Source organism: Dermatophilaceae bacterium Soc4.6 (assembly GCA_039889245.1).
Taxonomy (GTDB): domain Bacteria; phylum Actinomycetota; class Actinomycetes; order Actinomycetales; family Dermatophilaceae; genus Lapillicoccus.
In genome coordinates this window covers 312,328-327,354 of the sequence record JAZGVH010000002.1, presented here as the reverse complement: position 1 = coordinate 327,354, position 15,027 = coordinate 312,328, and the positions used below count along the sequence as shown (strand labels likewise).

18 protein-coding genes are annotated in these 15,027 nt (G+C 70.2%); all 18 read right to left on the bottom strand.

Features of this window, described 5'->3' with window-relative positions; genetic code table 11:
• Positions 1–19: 19 nt before the first annotated feature.
• The 18 genes from V3N99_01620 to V3N99_01535 all read right to left on the bottom strand — a co-directional run bounded on the left by V3N99_01620 (position 20) and on the right by V3N99_01535 (position 15,025).
• A complete protein-coding gene (locus tag V3N99_01620) occupies positions 20–1,015 on the bottom strand; it encodes a neutral zinc metallopeptidase (protein ID MEO3935432.1) in 996 nt (331 codons plus the stop codon).
• 80 nt (positions 1,016–1,095) lie between these two features.
• Entirely contained in the window at positions 1,096–2,148 is a 1,053-nt protein-coding gene (locus V3N99_01615) for an alanine racemase (GenBank protein ID MEO3935431.1), read from the bottom strand.
• 4 nt (positions 2,149–2,152) lie between these two features.
• On the bottom strand, positions 2,153–3,304 hold the full coding sequence (locus V3N99_01610) for a peptidoglycan bridge formation glycyltransferase FemA/FemB family protein (protein MEO3935430.1): 1,152 nt from the start codon (positions 3,302–3,304) through the stop codon (positions 2,153–2,155).
• 11 nt (positions 3,305–3,315) lie between these two features.
• Complete coding sequence (locus tag V3N99_01605) at positions 3,316–3,594, bottom strand: hypothetical protein (GenBank protein ID MEO3935429.1); 279 nt, start codon at positions 3,592–3,594, stop codon at positions 3,316–3,318.
• Positions 3,591–5,579, bottom strand: a complete 1,989-nt coding sequence (locus tag V3N99_01600; protein MEO3935428.1) for a flagellar biosynthesis protein FlhA — start codon at positions 5,577–5,579, stop codon at positions 3,591–3,593. Before V3N99_01600 ends, V3N99_01605 begins: the two co-directional genes overlap by 4 nt.
• 129 nt (positions 5,580–5,708) lie before the next feature.
• Complete coding sequence (locus V3N99_01595) at positions 5,709–6,857, bottom strand: EscU/YscU/HrcU family type III secretion system export apparatus switch protein (GenBank protein MEO3935427.1); 1,149 nt, start codon at positions 6,855–6,857, stop codon at positions 5,709–5,711.
• Positions 6,858–6,860: 3 nt separating this feature from the next.
• Positions 6,861–7,628: a flagellar biosynthetic protein FliR gene (locus V3N99_01590; protein MEO3935426.1), complete on the bottom strand. Its 768-nt coding sequence runs from the start codon at positions 7,626–7,628 to the stop codon at positions 6,861–6,863.
• 6 nt (positions 7,629–7,634) lie between these two features.
• On the bottom strand, positions 7,635–7,904 hold the full coding sequence (fliQ, locus tag V3N99_01585) for a flagellar biosynthesis protein FliQ (GenBank protein MEO3935425.1): 270 nt from the start codon (positions 7,902–7,904) through the stop codon (positions 7,635–7,637).
• Positions 7,905–7,906: 2 nt separating this feature from the next.
• Positions 7,907–8,842: a flagellar type III secretion system pore protein FliP gene (gene fliP / locus V3N99_01580; protein ID MEO3935424.1), complete on the bottom strand. Its 936-nt coding sequence runs from the start codon at positions 8,840–8,842 to the stop codon at positions 7,907–7,909.
• Positions 8,839–9,294: a flagellar biosynthetic protein FliO gene (locus V3N99_01575; GenBank protein ID MEO3935423.1), complete on the bottom strand. Its 456-nt coding sequence runs from the start codon at positions 9,292–9,294 to the stop codon at positions 8,839–8,841. The genes fliP and V3N99_01575 overlap by 4 nt, the downstream gene beginning before the upstream one ends.
• A gap of 1 nt (position 9,295) precedes the next feature.
• Positions 9,296–10,090 (bottom strand): flagellar motor switch protein FliN, encoded by a 795-nt coding sequence (gene fliN / locus V3N99_01570; GenBank protein MEO3935422.1) that lies wholly within the window; start codon positions 10,088–10,090, stop codon positions 9,296–9,298.
• Positions 10,087–11,019 (bottom strand): flagellar motor switch protein FliM, encoded by a 933-nt coding sequence (locus V3N99_01565; GenBank protein ID MEO3935421.1) that lies wholly within the window; start codon positions 11,017–11,019, stop codon positions 10,087–10,089. Before V3N99_01565 ends, fliN begins: the two co-directional genes overlap by 4 nt.
• Positions 11,020–11,065: 46 nt before the next feature.
• Positions 11,066–11,518 carry a flagellar basal body-associated FliL family protein gene (locus V3N99_01560; GenBank protein ID MEO3935420.1) on the bottom strand — a complete coding sequence of 151 codons (453 nt, stop codon included), beginning with the start codon at positions 11,516–11,518 and terminating at the stop codon, positions 11,066–11,068.
• Entirely contained in the window at positions 11,518–12,423 is a 906-nt protein-coding gene (locus tag V3N99_01555) for a flagellar motor protein MotB (protein ID MEO3935419.1), read from the bottom strand. Before V3N99_01555 ends, V3N99_01560 begins: the two co-directional genes overlap by 1 nt.
• A 1-nt stretch (position 12,424) precedes the next feature.
• Complete coding sequence (locus V3N99_01550; protein ID MEO3935418.1) at positions 12,425–13,192, bottom strand: MotA/TolQ/ExbB proton channel family protein; 768 nt, start codon at positions 13,190–13,192, stop codon at positions 12,425–12,427.
• Positions 13,192–13,476: a flagellar FlbD family protein gene (locus tag V3N99_01545; GenBank protein ID MEO3935417.1), complete on the bottom strand. Its 285-nt coding sequence runs from the start codon at positions 13,474–13,476 to the stop codon at positions 13,192–13,194. The genes V3N99_01550 and V3N99_01545 overlap by 1 nt, the downstream gene beginning before the upstream one ends.
• A gap of 109 nt (positions 13,477–13,585) precedes the next feature.
• Entirely contained in the window at positions 13,586–14,440 is an 855-nt protein-coding gene (locus tag V3N99_01540; GenBank protein ID MEO3935416.1) for a flagellar hook-basal body complex protein, read from the bottom strand.
• Positions 14,441–14,542: 102 nt separating this feature from the next.
• A complete protein-coding gene (locus V3N99_01535) occupies positions 14,543–15,025 on the bottom strand; it encodes a flagellar hook capping FlgD N-terminal domain-containing protein (GenBank protein ID MEO3935415.1) in 483 nt (160 codons plus the stop codon).
• Between the last annotated feature and the right edge of the window lie 2 nt (positions 15,026–15,027).

Here is a 15,027-nt window from a genome sequence, read left to right as displayed (position 1 = left end):
GGCGCCCGCGCACTCGGGCCTACTCGACGCTGGTGACCCCGAACGTGTTGCACTGGTTGAGGTCGCCGCTCTGGTATCCGGCGAGGAACCACTTCTGGCGGGCCGCACTCGAGCCGTGGGTCCACGTCTCCGGGGTCACCCGGCCCTGCACCGACTGCTGGATGCGGTCGTCGCCGACAGCCGAGGCGGCCGAGAGCGCAGAGGTGATGTCAGCCGTGGTGAGCGGCTTGAGGAAGGTCGTGCCCTGCGCGTCCTTGGTCTGGGTCGCGTGGTTGACCCAGGTGCCCGCCAGGCAGTCGGCCATGAGCTCGAGCCGGACCGACCCCGACTCGGCGCCCTGCGGGTCCTGCTGGGCGCGCCCGAGCACGCCCAGGATGTCCTGGATGCGGTGGCCGTACTCGTGGGCGATGACGTACTCCTTGGCCAGCTGGCCGCCGTCCGAGCCGAAGCGCTGCTTCAGCTCGGCGAAGAAGCTGCTGTTGATGTAGACCAGCCCGTCGAGCGGGCAGTAGAACGGGCCGACCTGGTTGGAGGCGGTGCCGCACTTCGAGCGGGTCGAGCCGGAGTAGAGGACCGTCTTCGCGGGCTGGTACTGGCGGCCGTAGGTGGGCAGTGCCTCGCTCCAGTAGGCCTGCACGCTGTTGACGGTGGCGATGACCAGGCAGTCGTCGTTGCGGTTTGCGTCAGCGCCTGTGCGGCACTGGGCGAAGTCGGCGCCGGACTGCGACCCGCCGGCCGACACCTGCCCCGGCTGCAGGGCACTGCCCTGTCCCTGCGCGGACGTGCCCGGGTCGGTGGTGCCCGAGCCACCGAGCGCTCCGCCGCCGAAGACCAGGGCGAGGATGAGCACGATGATGCCGCCGATGCCGCCACCGACCTGGATGCCGCCGGGGAAGGAGCCCCGGCCGCCGCCACCGCCGCCGAAGCCGCCCCCGCCGCCGAAGCTCCCGCCGCCACCGGAGCCACCCCCGGTCACCTGCGAGGTGTCGAGCTGGACGTTCTCGTTGAAGGACATGCGGTCAACCCTCTTCGCGCGTCGAGCACCCCGGACGGCCTGCCGTCAGGCCAGCCATCACCCTAGTGCGCGTGACCCGCTCAGGTGATGTCGACCGCGTCGGCCCGCAGGGTGGTGTGACGCACCCGCACGGTCAGCTGGTCGCCGATCGCGGGTGGGGTGACGTCGGCGGGCAGCGAGAGCAGGCTGACCTGCATGTGGGGGGGCTCGGCGAACCAGGTGGGCCGCCCGTCGATCGCAAACGGTGAGCGCACCCGGTGGGCCGCCTGCATGACGCCCTCGGTCACCGCGATGGCGCGCTGCCGGGGTGTCGCGGCCGCCGACGGGCCCTCGAGCGCGATGCCGTGGGCGGTGCCGCCGCTGACGACGACCAGGGTGCCCGCCCGCAGCGCCCGCTGGCGGTAGCCGGCCCGGTCACCCTTGTCGACCCGGCGCACGTCGAGGACGTGCGCCCGCACGGTGAGGGCACCGGGGTCGCCGAGCCAGAGGGAGGTGCCGATGCGAGGGCGGAAGGTGCGGTCGGGATGGCGCGACCGCAGGGTGCTCAGCTCGGACGGGCTGACGTGCGAGACGAACCAGCGCGGCTCGTCGACGGCCTCCACCCAGCGGCTCACCTCGTCGAGGTGGCCCTCACCCAGGGGCAGGTGAAGGGTCATCGCCTCGACGTCGAGGGGGAGGTCGGCCAGGTCGGCGCGCAGCCGGGCGACCTCGTCCAGGCGCACCCCGAAGCGGTTCATCGAGGTCAGCCCCTCGACGACGACGCGCACCCGCCCGGCCCTGGAGGTCAGGTGGCGGGCGTCGTCGGCCGTGGTGACGGTGTGGATCAGGGTCGGGTCGCCGAGGGCCAGCTCGGCGGCTCCGGGCAGCGGGGGCACGGCGGCCCGGTAGGGCTCCATCACCAGCACGTCGCCGGGGTGGGCCGACAGGGCGAGGGGGGCTTCGGCATACGAGCCGATGGCGACCTCGCGCACCTGGCCCTCGCCGCTCAGACGGGCCGCCTCGGCCAGGAGCCGAGGCAGCCCGAGGCCGTAGCCGTTGCCCTTGATGACCGGCACGAGGCCGGGGTTGGACACGGTGGTGCGCCGCAGGTGCTCGCGCCAGCGGTCACCGTCGACCTGGAGGACCAGGCTCACGACCTCACCCCCTGCGCTTCATGTAGAGGCCGAAGGCCTTGTGCAGCAGAGGTCGTAGCGGCAGGTCCCACTCACCGACGTATTCGACCGCCTCGCCACCGGTGCCCACCTTGAAGCGGATGAGACCGAGGTGCGGGTCGTCGGAGGCGATGGTGTCGGTGATGCCACGCAGGTCGTAGACGTCGGCCCCGGCGGCGATCGCGTCGCTCATCATGCGCCACTGGATGGCCGTCGACCCCTGGACCTCGCGCTTGGCCGACGTCGAGGCCCCGTAGGAGTACCAGGTGTGGTGGCCCACCCGCACCCACGTCGTGGCGGCCACGAGGTCGCCCTCGTGGTGTGCCAGGTAGAGGCGGATGCGGTCGTCGTCCTCGGCGCTCATCACCTCGACCATGCGCTCGAAGTAGCGCAGCGGCCGGGGGATGAAGTGGTCGCGCTGGGCGGTCTCGGTGTAGACGGTGTGGAAGGCCGGCAGGTCCGCGGCGGTGCCGCGGGTGACGACGACCCCCGCCTTGGCCGCCTTCTTGATGTTGCGCCGCCACAGCTGGTTCATGCCGCGCTGCACGTCGGCCTCGGTGCGCCCGGTCAGGGGCAGCTGGAAGACGAACTGGGGCTGCCCGGCCGCAAAGCCGTCGTCGGCCGTGAGGTGCTCGAAACCCAGTCGCACCAGCTGGGCCCGCAGCGTGACCCCGGCGTCGTGGGTGACGTCGGGGCGCACCGCGGTCAGGGAGCGCACGCCCTCGGCGACGATGGCGTCCTTGATCGTGTCGGCGTGCCACCGGCGCACGGGGACGGTGGGACCGATGCGCAGGGTGAAGGCGCCCTGTCCCCTGACGTGGTCGCGCAGGGTGCGGAGGACCTCGAGGACCTGCGCCCCCTCCCAGCCCTGCGGGCCCATCACGGGCCCCTCCGGCAGGTAGGCGAGGTAGCGCTCCAGCCTCGGCACCTTGCGATAGAGCACGAGCGCCGCCGCGACCAGCTCCCCGTCGGCGAACCAGCCGAGCGACTCGCTGCGCCAGTCGTCCTTCAGCCGGCCCCAGGCGGGCGTCTGCAGGAAGCTGCCCGAGCGGCTGTCGACGAACGTGAGGTGCTCAGAGGCCGAGATCGGCCGCAGGGTCACCGGGCCGGGTCGGACGGTGTCGTCGGGGGAGGTCACGGCGGTCGAGACTATCCCAGCCGGGCCGCCCCCCCGGGAGCGCCGGGCCGGTGCTCGTCCGTCGCGCCGTCGCCGGCGACGGCATCGGGGTCACGACCGGGGGTGCGGGTCCGGGGGGGTGAGAAGGCCAGCGCGTGCACGACCGAGACCGCGACCCAGCAGACCCCCAGCACGAGCAGGAAGCGGTTGAGGGCGTCGGACCAGGCCACCACGCCCTGGTAGGCGTCCCACAGGACCGGCGAGCACAGCACCAGGCTGGGCACGAGCACCGGCCGGGAGAACGGGCTCACGGCGTCAGCACCATCGCAGCGAGCGAGACCACACCGACGGAGCGCACCTGGGAGCACCCGATGAGCTCCTGGTAGGAGAGCACGGGCAGGCCGGGGATGCTCGGCCGCAGCAGCCGACGCAGGGCCGGCCGGATCTGGGGGGCGCACACGAGCACCGGGTGGATGTTGCTCTCCTGGGCCTCGTGGCTCAGCTGCGTGAGCTGGTTGAGCAGCGACTGGCCGAGGTCGGGGTCCAGAGCGAGCATGGGCCCGACGTCGGTGGGACGCATGCCCTCGAGGATCCGCTGCTCGAGCCGCGGCTCCATGCTGATGACGTGCGCGACACCGGCGGACGTGTAGGTGGCGACGATGGCCGGCCCGAGGGCCGCGCGGGCGCTCTCGACGAGCCCGTCGAGGTCCTTGGAGACCTGGGCCCGCAGGGAGATCGCCTCGAAGATGCGCACCAGGTCGCGGATGGAGACCCCCTCGTCGAGGAGCGTCTGCAGCACCCGCTGCACCTCACCGAGGCTCAGCTGGGACGGGGTCAGCTCCTCGACGACCACGGGGTGCGACCGCTTGACCACGTCGGTGAGCAGCCGCACGTCCTCACGGCCGAGCAGCCGGGCGGCATGGGTCGTCACGATGTCGGCGATATGGGTGGTGATGACGGAGGTGCGGTCCACGACCGTGGCGCCGCTGAGCTCGGCGTGGTTGCGCAGGTCGGCCGGGATCCACTTGGCCTCGAGGCCGAAGACGGGCTCGCGGGTGAGGGTGCCGGGCAGGGAGCCGAGGTAGTCGCCGATGGCGAGCACCTGCCCTCGGGGTGCCTCGCCCCGGGCGACCTCGATGCCGAAGAGCTTGATGACGTAGGTGTTCATCGGCAGGTCGACGTCGTCGCGCGTGCGCATCGGGGGCACCAGGATGCCGATGTCGTTGGCGATCTTGCGGCGCAGGGCCTTGACCCGCTGGAGCAGGTCCCCACCGACTGCCGGGTCGACGAGGTCGATGATGTCGGCGGAGAGGTCGAGGCCGAGCGGGTCGATCTGCATCTCCTCCACGAGGTCCTCGGGTGACTCACCCACCGGTCCCACCGGGAGGGCGGCCGCCGCCGCAGCGGCGGCCTCGGCCTCGTCCGTGGGCACCCTTGTCGAGGCCAGCAGCATCAGCCCGCCCGCGAAGATGAAGGGGATCTTGGGTAGTCCCGGGATGAGGCAGAGCGCGAAGGCCGCGCCACCGGCGACACGCAGCGGGACCTGCTGGGCGCCCACCTGTCGCAGGATGTCGGTGCCCATGTCGTCGTCGCCGGTCGAGCGGGTGACGATGAGGCCGGTGGCCACCGACAGGAGCAGCGCCGGCACCTGCGAGACCAGGCCGTCGCCGACGGAGAGCAGGCTGTAGGTCGAGATGGCGTCGGGGAAGGACATCCCCTTCTGGGCGACGCCCACCGCGAAACCACCGATGAGGTTGACCAGGGTGATCACGACCGCCGCGATCGCGTCACCCTTGACGAACTTCGACGACCCGTCCATCGCGCCGTAGAAGTCGGCCTCGGCGTGCACGTCGGCCCGGCGCCGGCGGGCGGTGTCCTCGTCGATCAGACCCGAGTTGAGGTCGGCGTCGATGGCCATCTGCTTGCCGGGCATGGCGTCGAGCGTGAAGCGTGCCCCGACCTCGGCCACCCGGCCGGCACCGTTGGTGATCACGACGAACTGGATGACGAGCAGGATGGAGAAGATGATCAGGCCGACGATGAGCGAGCCACCCACCACGAAGTGCCCGAAGGTGTCGATGACCTGGCCGGCGTAGCCGTCCAGGAGGACCAAGCGGGTGGCGCTGACGTTGAGGGCCAGACGGAAGAGCGTGAGGACCAGGATCAGCGCGGGGAAGGCCGCGAAGTCGATGGGCCGGTGCACGAACATGGCCGTCAGCAGGACCAGCAGACCGACCGTGATGTTGAGGGCGATCAGCATGTCGAGCACGATCGCCGGCAGGGGCACCACCAGCATGATGACGATGAACACGATGGCCACCGGGACGCTGAGCTGCGTCGCACGTTTCACGGGGGACTGCCTTTCGCACTGCTCGCCGAAGCGCTTGGCCGTCCTGGCACCGGAGATGCCATCCTGGCCTCGGGCCTACGATCGGCCGGCGACGACCGCGGTTGAGGACTTCGGGCGACGGCGTCCTGCGGGAAGCACGGCGGGCAGCTCGTCCCCGGGCCGGGGGGTGCGGTGCTCGCCTCCGTGCTGGCCCTGGGTGCGGCGGCTGATGACGAAGGCCAGCACGGTCGCGACCGCCGCGAAGAGCTCGGCGGGGATCGCCTGGCCGACGCGCGTGGAGGCGTAGAGGGCGCGGGCGAGGGGGACGTCGCGCACCAGGGGTACCCGGGCCTCGATCGCCTTGGCGCGGATGGCCGCGGCGATGGCGCCGGCCCCGCGGGCGACCACGAGGGGTGCGCCGTTCTGCGGGTCGTACCTGAGCGCGACGGCGATGTGGGTGGGGTTGACGAGGACGACGTCGGCGGTCGGGATGTCGGCCATCATGCGGTTGCGGGCCATCGCCAGCTGGCGCGAGCGGATGGCCCCCTTGAGCATGGGGTCCCCTTCGCTCTGCTTGTACTCGGTCTTGACCTCCTCCTTGCTCATCCGGGTCTGCTTGCCCACGCGGCGCCGGGCCATCGCGTAGTCGGCAGCAGCCAGGACCAGCCCGGCCAGGGCGACGGTGCGCAGCAGCCCCAGACCGGCGTCGGCGACCGTGGCGACCACGTGGGGGATCGGGAGCATGCCGCCCACCAGGGGCAGCAGCGACTGGATCGCCGAGTAGACCAGGAGCCCGACGAGCGAGCTCTTGAGCAGCGTCTTGGCGCCTTCCCACAGGGCGTGGGGCCCGAACATCCGCTTGGCCCCCTTGAGCAGGTTGAGCTTGGCCAGGCTCGGCTTGACCGCCTTGGTCGACACGAAGAAGCCGCCCTGGGCCACGGCGGAGCCGACACCGACGAGCAGCACACCGGAGCCGAGCAGGAGCACGCTGGTGAACGCGTGCTGGGCGGCTCGGTGCAGCAGGATGCTGGCGCCGTGGGTCGACGGGTCGGCAGCGAACCCGAGGCAGTCGGCCATGAGCTCGCGGACCGACTCCAGCTCGCGACCCATCAGGCTGGGTAGCGTCATCCCGACCAGCAGCACCACCGCCCACGCCCCGAGGTCGGGCGTTCGCGCCACCGTGCCCTCCTTGCGGGCCTGCTTCTTGCGCTTGGCGGTGGGCTTCTCCGACTTCTCCCCGGACACGGCTCAGCCCGCCCCGACCAGCGCGGCCATGGCCTGGGTGGACATCGTGCTCAGCCGCTGCACGGCGCTGGGCAGGACGGGGAAGGACATGCCGATGATGAGCAGGACCAGCCCGATCTTGGCCGGGAACATCACGTTGATGGCGTTGAGCTGGGGAGCGACCTTCGTCAGGAGGGCGAGCCCGAGATCGGCGACGAAGAGGACGGCGACCATCGGCAGGGCGATCTGCACGGCGGAGACGAACATCATCGAGAAGGCGGTCGTGACGACGCTGGCGTTCTGTGGCATGGACGGGGCCTGGCCGACCGGCAGGTAGTGGAAGGTGCGCAGCAGCCCGCCGATGACCAGCAGGTGACCGTTGGTCGCGAAGAGCAGCACGGTGGCCAGCCACTGGTGGAACTTGCCGAAGACGGTGTTCATGTTCTGCCCCAGCGGGTCGTAGGCCTGGGCGAGCGAGAAGCCCCCGAAGACGTCGATGAGGCTGCCCGCGGCGGCCACGGCTGCCAGCAGCACGTAGGTGACGAAGCCGAGCGCCGCGCCGACCAGCACCTGGGTCAGCGCCGACACCACCAGCGCCGGGGTGGTCTGCGGGGCGGCGAGCGGAGCGGAGCCCGACACCACGCCGAAGGCCAGCCCGAGTGACAGCACCACCTTGGCGGTGGTGGGGACGGCCTTCGACGAGAAGGGGGGGACCACGAACAGCCAGGCGATGATCCGGATGGAGGCCAGGAGGTAGGCGACGAGGGCGTCACCCGGGACGGTGAGTGACATCGGCCATCACCTCAGCATGGCGGGGAGCTGCTCGAAGAGGCTCACCGTGAAGCTGATCATCGTGTGGAGCATCCAGTTGCCGCACACCAGGAGCGCCACCCCGACGCCGATCACCTTGGGGACGAAGGCCAGCGTGAACTCCTGGATCTGCGTCATCGACTGGAAGACCGAGACGACGAAGCCGATCACGAGGGCGGTCGCGAGGACGGGGGCCGACAGCTCGAGCGCCACCATCATGGTGCGCAGCGCGATGTCGATGATGGTGGCGTCGGTCATGGCTAGGTGTAGCTCGCCACGAGTGACTTGATGACCAGGGCCCAGCCGTCCACCAGCACGAAGAGCAGCAGCTTGAAGGGCAGCGACACCATCACCGGGGGCATCATCATCATGCCCAGGGCCATGAGGGCCCCGCTGACCACGATGTCGATGACCAGGAAGGGGATGAAGATGACGAAGCCGATGGTGAAGGCCTGCTTGAGCTCGCTGAGCACGAAGGCGGGGATCAGCGTCGTCAGCTCGACCTCGTCCGGGTTCTTGGGCAGCGGGCGCTTGGCGACGTCGGTGAGGAGCTTGAGCTCGGAGCTGTCGGTGTGGGCCAGCATGAAGGTCTTGAGCGGCTTGCTGCCGTCGGTGAACGCCTGCGACGACGTCTTCGTCCCGTTCATGTAGGGCTGCAGTCCGGTGGAGTTCATCTGGGACAGCACCGGTCCCATGATGAACAGGCTGAGGAACAGCGCCAGGCCGGTGAGGACCTGGTTGGGTGGTGTCTGCTGCAGGCCGAGGGCGTTGCGGGTCAGACCGAGCACCACGAGGATCTTGGTGAAGCTCGTGCAGGTGAGCAGCAGCGCCGGCAGCAGGGACAGCAGGGTGGTGGCGAGGATGATCGACACCGAGGTGCCCGGCTTGTCGGTCAGTCCGCTCAGGTTGACGTCGACCGAGCCGGGGTCGGCGGTCGAGCCCTTCGGCCCGACCGGGCCGGAAGGTCCGGTGGCGGTGCTCTTCTTCGTGGTGCCACTCGTGGCGCCCGACTTCGTGGCCGGCGCCGGAGCGTCTACCGACGACCAGGCGGTGGCGTGGGCGAGCGAGACGGTGCGGCTGGCGGCGGCCGGGAGGGAGGCCGCGACCGGGCTGGCGGCAGCCGCGGTGGGCGCCAGCACGGCGAGGAGGCCGATCAGGAGACCGATGACGGCGCCGATCCGGCGGATGCGGTTCACCGGGCACGTCCCGTGGCGGCAGCGAAGGTGTCCCGCCAGGTCTGGGGGGCGAGCAACGACTGGCCCAGACGTCCCGAGCCGGCACGGGGCGCGGGGCTCGGCGTGGAGGTCGACGAGAGGGCGTCCTGCAGGTCGCGGGCGAAGGCCGCGTCGAGGTCGGGGGAGGTCGAGAGGGGGGCGAGGTCGGTCTCGACCGCAGGAGGCAGGGTGTCCTGGGGTGAGAGCTCGGCGAGCAGGCTCACCTGGTGCTCGGTGGTGCCCAGCACGAGCACACGTGAGCCGACGGTGACCACGGCGACCGCGGTGGACCGGCTCAGTGGTTGGCGGTGAAGGACGGTGACGAGGGAGCGTGAGCCCCCACCGAAGCGCCGACCCGCCAGGCGGGACAGCAGGATCAGCAGTCCGACGACGATCGCCAGCGAGAACACCAGCCGGGTGACCAGCTCGACCATGTCAGCCCGCAGCCGAGTCGACGATCTCGGTGACCCTCAGGCCGAAGTCCTCGTCCACCACGACGACCTCGCCCCGGGCGATCAGGCGTCCGTTGACGAGCAGGTCGGCCGGGCTCCCGGCCGCTCGGTCCAGCTCGAGCACGTCACCGGGAGCCAGGGAGAGCAGCTCACGCACGGCCATGCGGGTCCGGCCGAGCTCGACGGTGAGCTCCATGTCGACACCGTGGAGCATCTCGATGCCGCGCCGTGGGCCGGGGGCCGAGAGATACGCCGGGGCAGCCGCTCGGCCTGGTGCGGGCAGTGACGGGTCGGGGGCGAAGGAGGAGCTGGTGGGGGGCTCGGCCGCGACGGACGCGAGGACCCCGGGGGTGAACAGCACGCACCCCGAGAAACCGGCTCCGATCAGGGGGACCGCGATGACCTCGCCGCCCATCTGCGGGCCGACCTGGTCGAGCGCCACCTGCTGAGCAGGCTCGGCCGAGCAGCCGAGGGCGGCTGCGGCCGCATCGAGGGCGGGCTGCACGGCAGCGGCGATGTCCAGACCCGGCAGTGGGCTCGACGAGAGTGCCTGGACCAGGTCGTCGGCGACCAGGACGCCGATCGACTCCGCTCGTCCGGTGACCCGGGCGACGACGCCGGTCGCGAACATCGGGAGCAGGTCCTCGAAGCCCGGCTGGGGGCTGCTGGCGTTGAGCGGCACCTCTGAGGGGAGCACCGCCGCAGCGGCGGCCGCGGCGTGACCGGCCAGCTCGTCCGGAGAGGGGTCGGTGAGCGAGGTGCTCGGAGCAGTGGTCATCGTGCCTCCTGTGAGGTGCCCACGATCAGGGCGGCGAGCCGGGGACCCTTGGTCCCCGGAGTGGCGTGGGCAAAGGCGGTGCCGTCAGCAGTGACGTCGAGGGGGGCGGCTGCGGGGTGCGAGAGCCGGATCACGTCTCCGAGGCTGAGGTCGACGAACATGTCGGGGGAGACCAGGGTCGGTCGGAAGCGGATCGTCAGCTCGACCGGGACGGTCTCGAACTGCGCCCTCAGCGTGTCGGCGGACAGGGCCCGCAGGGCCCGCTCACGGTCGGACACCGGTGCGGGCGCAGCCGCGGCCACGAGGTGGGGGAGGATGCCGTTGAAGGGCAGGCACAGCGTCAGGACGTAGGTGCGCTTGTCGACCAGGAGATCGAAGCTCACGACGACCATCACGTCGGCCGCCCCCGCCACCTGGGCGAACTGCGGGCTGTACTCCACGCCGGTCACGACCGGGTCGATGCGCAGGGTGCCCTCGAGCGAGTAGCGCATCTCGCCCAGGAGCCTCACGACGAACTTGCCGATGACCCCGCCCTCGATCTCGGACAGGGGTCGCTGCGGCTGCTTGTCTGAGCCCGGCCCTCCGAGCATGTGGTCCACGCAGGTCATCGCCGCCGGCAGCGGCAGCTCCAGCATGCACCGCCCGAGGATCGGGTCCGCGGTGAAGATCGACAGGTAGGTGAGGCTGTCGCGAGAGGTGATGTACTCGGAGTAGCTGCGCTGGTCGATGGACCCGAGGGTCACCGAGCAGACGGTGCGCAGGGACGAGGTGAACAACGTGGTGGCCTGACGCGCAAAGTCGTCGAACGCCAGCTGGAGGATGCGCGAGTGCTCGCGCGAGAGCTGGATGGGTCGCCGGAAGTCGTAGGCCACCGCGATGCCCGTGCGGCGGGATCCGGTGCCTCTGCGGGCGCCTGGTGCGAGTGTCACATGGAGACGGATCGTCCCTGCTCGGTGACACCTGAGGAGAACGACGTCATTGGGTGACGAACTCCGTGAAGTAGATGTCCATCACCGTCTTCTCGTAGAGCTCGCGCACCTCTTTCAGCAGCTCGGTCTTGAGCTTCTTGCGGGCCTTGGGCTCGTTCACCTCGTCGATCGGCTTGCCGCTGAAGACGGCGATCGTGGCGTCGAGCGCCTTGCCGCCGTCGACCTCGGCCTCGCCGGTCTTGGTCATCTGCAGCGAGATGCCGATCCGCAGGTAGTGCTCGCCGGAGAGGTTGACCTGGATCGGCTCGAGGGGGACCACGGCACCGGCGACGTCCTTGGGCGGGGCCGGCGGGCCCTTCTTCGACGACAGGAGGAAGAAGCCACCACCACCGGCCGCCAGCAGCACGACGACCGCGATGATGATGATGAGCATCTTCTTGCTCTTCGGAGCCGCGGCCTCGGCGTCGCCGTCCTTCTTGGCCATCGTGGTGACACTCATCAGTGGCTTCCTGTCTGGGTGAGGGATGCGGTCGCCCCGGTGAGGGCGATCTTCTTCAGCAGCGCCTGCGACTCGGCGGGGAGCAGGGTGAGCACGACGATGTCGACGCGCTTGTTGACGTCCTGGGACCCGGGTGTGGCCGGGTTCACCAGCGGCCTGGTGTGGCCGAAGGCCGCGGCGGTCATCCGGCTGTTGTCGATGCCGGCGGCCTCGTTCAGATAGCGGAGGACCGTCACGGCGCGGGCCGACGACAGCTCCCAGTCGGTCGGGAAGAAGCGTGGCTTCACGTTGACCTGGTTGGTGTGCCCGTCGATCTCGAGCTTCTCCGGAAGGGCTCTCAGGACCGGGGCGAGCGCGGCGACGATCTCCTGCCCGCGGGGCGAGAGCTCAGGCATGTCGGGCTCGAAGACCACGTGCCGCGAGACCAGGCTGATCACGAGGCCGCGCTGGTCGATGGCTGCCTGGACGTCCTGCCCCAGGCCCTTCTTGTTGAGCGTGGCCGCCATCTTCTTCCACACCTCGGTCAGCGACTTCGTCTCGGCGGTGGCGGTGGCCTGGTTGCGCTCGGCGGCCAGCCGCTGGGTCTTCGCGACCGCGCTGAGGATCTCCTTCTGGTCTCCCGGGGGCAGGTCGGCGACGGCCTGGTTGGGCGCGATGGGCGCCGCGATCGAGGTCCCGGGCTCGGAGAGGATCGAGCTGGAGCCGCTGAGCACGCTGGTCGACTGCCCGAAACCGGCGGCCAGGCCGGCCTTGAGCGCGTTGAACTTCCTCTGGTCGACCGTGCTCATGGCGAACATGACGACGAAGAGCACCATGAGCAGCGTCATCATGTCCGCGTAGCTCACCAGCCAGCGCTCGTGGTTCTCGTGCTCCTCGTCATGGCCCCCCTTCTTGTGCTTCGACATGTCAGGCCGCCTCGGCCTCGCTGGCGCCGTTGGCCAGCAGGGAACGCAGCTTCTGGGCCACGATGCGGGGGTTGGAGCCGGCCTGGATGGCGGCGATCCCCTCGATGGCGATCTCCATGCGTCCGCACTCGAGCTCGCTGAGCCGCTTCAGACGGCTGCCCAACGGGAGGAAGATCACGTTGGCCGAGGTGATGCCCCACAGGGTGGCGATGAAGGCGGCGGCGATGAGGTGACCGAGCTTGCCCGGGTTGGAGAGGTTCTCCAGCACGTGGACGAGACCCATGACGGTGCCGATGATGCCGATCGTGGGGGCGTAGGCGCCGGCGTCGGCCCAGAACTTGGCTCCCTGCCTGTCGGCGGCCCGCTTGGCGTAGACCTCCGACTCGAGGATGTCGCGCAGCTCCTCCGGGTCGGTGCCGTCGATGGCCATCGTGATGCCCTTGAGCAGGAACGGGTCCTCGACCGACTTGGCCGAGTCCTCCAGTGCCAGCAGACCCTCCTTGCGTGCCTTCTCGGCCAGGGCCACGACGGTGGGCACGAGGTCGCTCGCGGGAGGGACGCCCCCGGTGAAGGCGCGGACCAGGGACGAGCCGGCGTTCTTGGCGTCGGCCATGGTGCCACCGGCGATGGTGACGAGGATGCTCGTCACGAAGATGAGGATGAGTGCTGGCGGGGCCAGCAGCGTCATGGGGTTTCCGCCCTCCATGACGTTGACGACGACGACGACGACGAAGCCGCCGGCGATGCCGATCGCGGGCGCCGGATCCATCAGCGGTCCGCGTGCAGAGGCGCCACCGTCGCGAGGTGCGGCGTGTGGGAGCGGGCGCTGGGGTGCGAGGCGGTGGCGTCGAGCTGCTGCGGGCGGCAGCTCATGGCGAGGATGTCGCTGCGCAGGAGCCGGATCGCGTGCATCACGGCCTCGGGCGACTCGAGCACGACGTACTTCTTGCCGTCGACGAGCGAGATGACGGTGTCCGGCGTCGAGTCGATGCGTTCGATCAGGTCGGCGTTCAACACGAACACGGAGCCTGAAATCCGGGTGAGCGTAATCATGTCGCACCTTCCTAGTGCTGGTGTGCGCGGCCGTCCGTGGCCGCTCACCCTGTCCATCGGCCCCTGACCGGCGGACCTGAGTGATCGCCACGGATCGGCCGCGCCAAGATCAGCGCTTGATGTTGACGAGCTCCTCGAGCACCTGGTCAGACGTCGTGATGACCTTCGAGCTGGCCTGGAAGCCACGCTGGGCCAGGATCAGGTTGGTGAACTCGGCGGCCAGGTCGACGTTCGACATCTCCACCGCACCCCCGTTGATGGTGCCCAGACGTCCCGTGCCGACGGTGCCGATCTGCGGGGCACCGGAGTTGGCGGACGCGCGGAAGGTGGTCTCGCCGACCTTCTCCAGACCCATCGGGTTGGTGAAGTCGGCCATGGCGACCTGGCACAGGTCACGCTGGACGTTGTCGGAGAAGAGGCCTCGCACCTTGCCGTCCGCGCCGATGCTGTACGACGACATCGTGACCCCGGCGGGCACGGCCGGCTGGGCGTTCGTCGTGTCGAGGGACACGTCGACCAGACCGCCGGTCGGCAGGCCCGCGGTGTCGAGGTTGTAGCCCTGCACCCGGGAGCCGGTGGGGGTGACGAGGGTGCCGTTGTTGTCGAAGGTGAACGACCCGGCGCGGGTGTACTGCTGCTCGGTGCCCTTCTGGACCACGAACATGCCGTCGCCCGAGATCATCAGGTCGGTGAGACGGCCGGTCGACTGGGTCGAGCCCTGGTTGAAGTTGGTGCTGGTGGCGCCCACCTGCACACCGAGGCCGATCTGGATGGCGTTGGTGCCGCCACGGATGGTGTTGGCTCCGGACGACGCCGTCAGCATCTGGCTGAGGGTGTCCTGGAAGACGGTGCTGCTCGACTTGAAGCCGAGCGTGTTCGCGTTGGCGATGTTGTTGCCGGTGACGTCGAGCATCGTCTGGTTGGCGCGCAGGCCGCTGATACCGGCGAAGAGTGAGCGAAGCATGGTGTGGGGGTTCCTCTCGTGGCGGCGAGACGCGCGGGGCGCTCGCCGTGTGGGGGTCGTGCAGGAAGGTCGGTCGGGGTGGTGCGGTGGGGAGGCGACCCGTCAGGCGACGGGGGTCGCCGGTGCGGTCGGCGTGGCCGGTGTGGCCGGCGTGGTGCCGTTGATCGAGGTGACCTCGCCCATCGAGACCGTCTTGGTGCCGATGACGAGCATCGGTCCCTGGCTCTGAAACGAGACCCCGTCGACCGTGCCGGTCGCGGAGGCACCGGTCGGGTCGGTCCAGGAGACGCTGCGGCCGACGAGCCCGCTGGCGCCGAAGGCCATCGACGCACTGAGCAGCGCCTTGGTCTGGTCGGCCACCGACTGCATCTTCTCCAGGGCGGTGAACTGGGCCGACTGGGACAGGAACTGGCTCGAGTCGGTCGGGTTGCTCGGGTCCTGGTAGCGCAGCTGCGCCACGAGCAGCTGGAGGAACGTGTCCTTGTCACTGGGTTTGGTGGTGCTGGTGGAGCCGGTGCTGTCGATGGCACCGACCGGATCACCGAACATGCCCGCGGACGCGGCGGTCACGGCATTGACGGTCATCT

What these genes read in the sequence shown, in the direction of transcription:
- V3N99_01620 (MEO3935432.1), bottom strand. Translation starts at nt 1,015, where the DNA reads ATGTCCTTCAACGAGAACGTCCAGCTCGACACCTCGCAGGTGACCGGG.
- V3N99_01600 (MEO3935428.1), bottom strand. Translation starts at nt 5,579, where the DNA reads ATGCTGGTGGTGCCCCTGCCGGCGATCGTGCTCGACATGCTGATCGCC.
- V3N99_01590 (MEO3935426.1), bottom strand. Translation starts at nt 7,628, where the DNA reads ATGTCACTCACCGTCCCGGGTGACGCCCTCGTCGCCTACCTCCTGGCC.
- fliQ (MEO3935425.1), bottom strand. Translation starts at nt 7,904, where the DNA reads ATGACCGACGCCACCATCATCGACATCGCGCTGCGCACCATGATGGTG.
- V3N99_01575 (MEO3935423.1), bottom strand. Translation starts at nt 9,294, where the DNA reads ATGGTCGAGCTGGTCACCCGGCTGGTGTTCTCGCTGGCGATCGTCGTC.
- fliN (MEO3935422.1), bottom strand. Translation starts at nt 10,090, where the DNA reads ATGACCACTGCTCCGAGCACCTCGCTCACCGACCCCTCTCCGGACGAG.
- V3N99_01560 (MEO3935420.1), bottom strand. Translation starts at nt 11,518, where the DNA reads ATGAGTGTCACCACGATGGCCAAGAAGGACGGCGACGCCGAGGCCGCG.
- V3N99_01555 (MEO3935419.1), bottom strand. Translation starts at nt 12,423, where the DNA reads ATGTCGAAGCACAAGAAGGGGGGCCATGACGAGGAGCACGAGAACCAC.
- V3N99_01550 (MEO3935418.1), bottom strand. Translation starts at nt 13,192, where the DNA reads ATGGATCCGGCGCCCGCGATCGGCATCGCCGGCGGCTTCGTCGTCGTC.
- V3N99_01545 (MEO3935417.1), bottom strand. Translation starts at nt 13,476, where the DNA reads ATGATTACGCTCACCCGGATTTCAGGCTCCGTGTTCGTGTTGAACGCC.
- V3N99_01540 (MEO3935416.1), bottom strand. Translation starts at nt 14,440, where the DNA reads ATGCTTCGCTCACTCTTCGCCGGTATCAGCGGCCTGCGCGCCAACCAG.
- V3N99_01535 (MEO3935415.1), bottom strand. Translation starts at nt 15,025, where the DNA reads ATGACCGTCAATGCCGTGACCGCCGCGTCCGCGGGCATGTTCGGTGAT.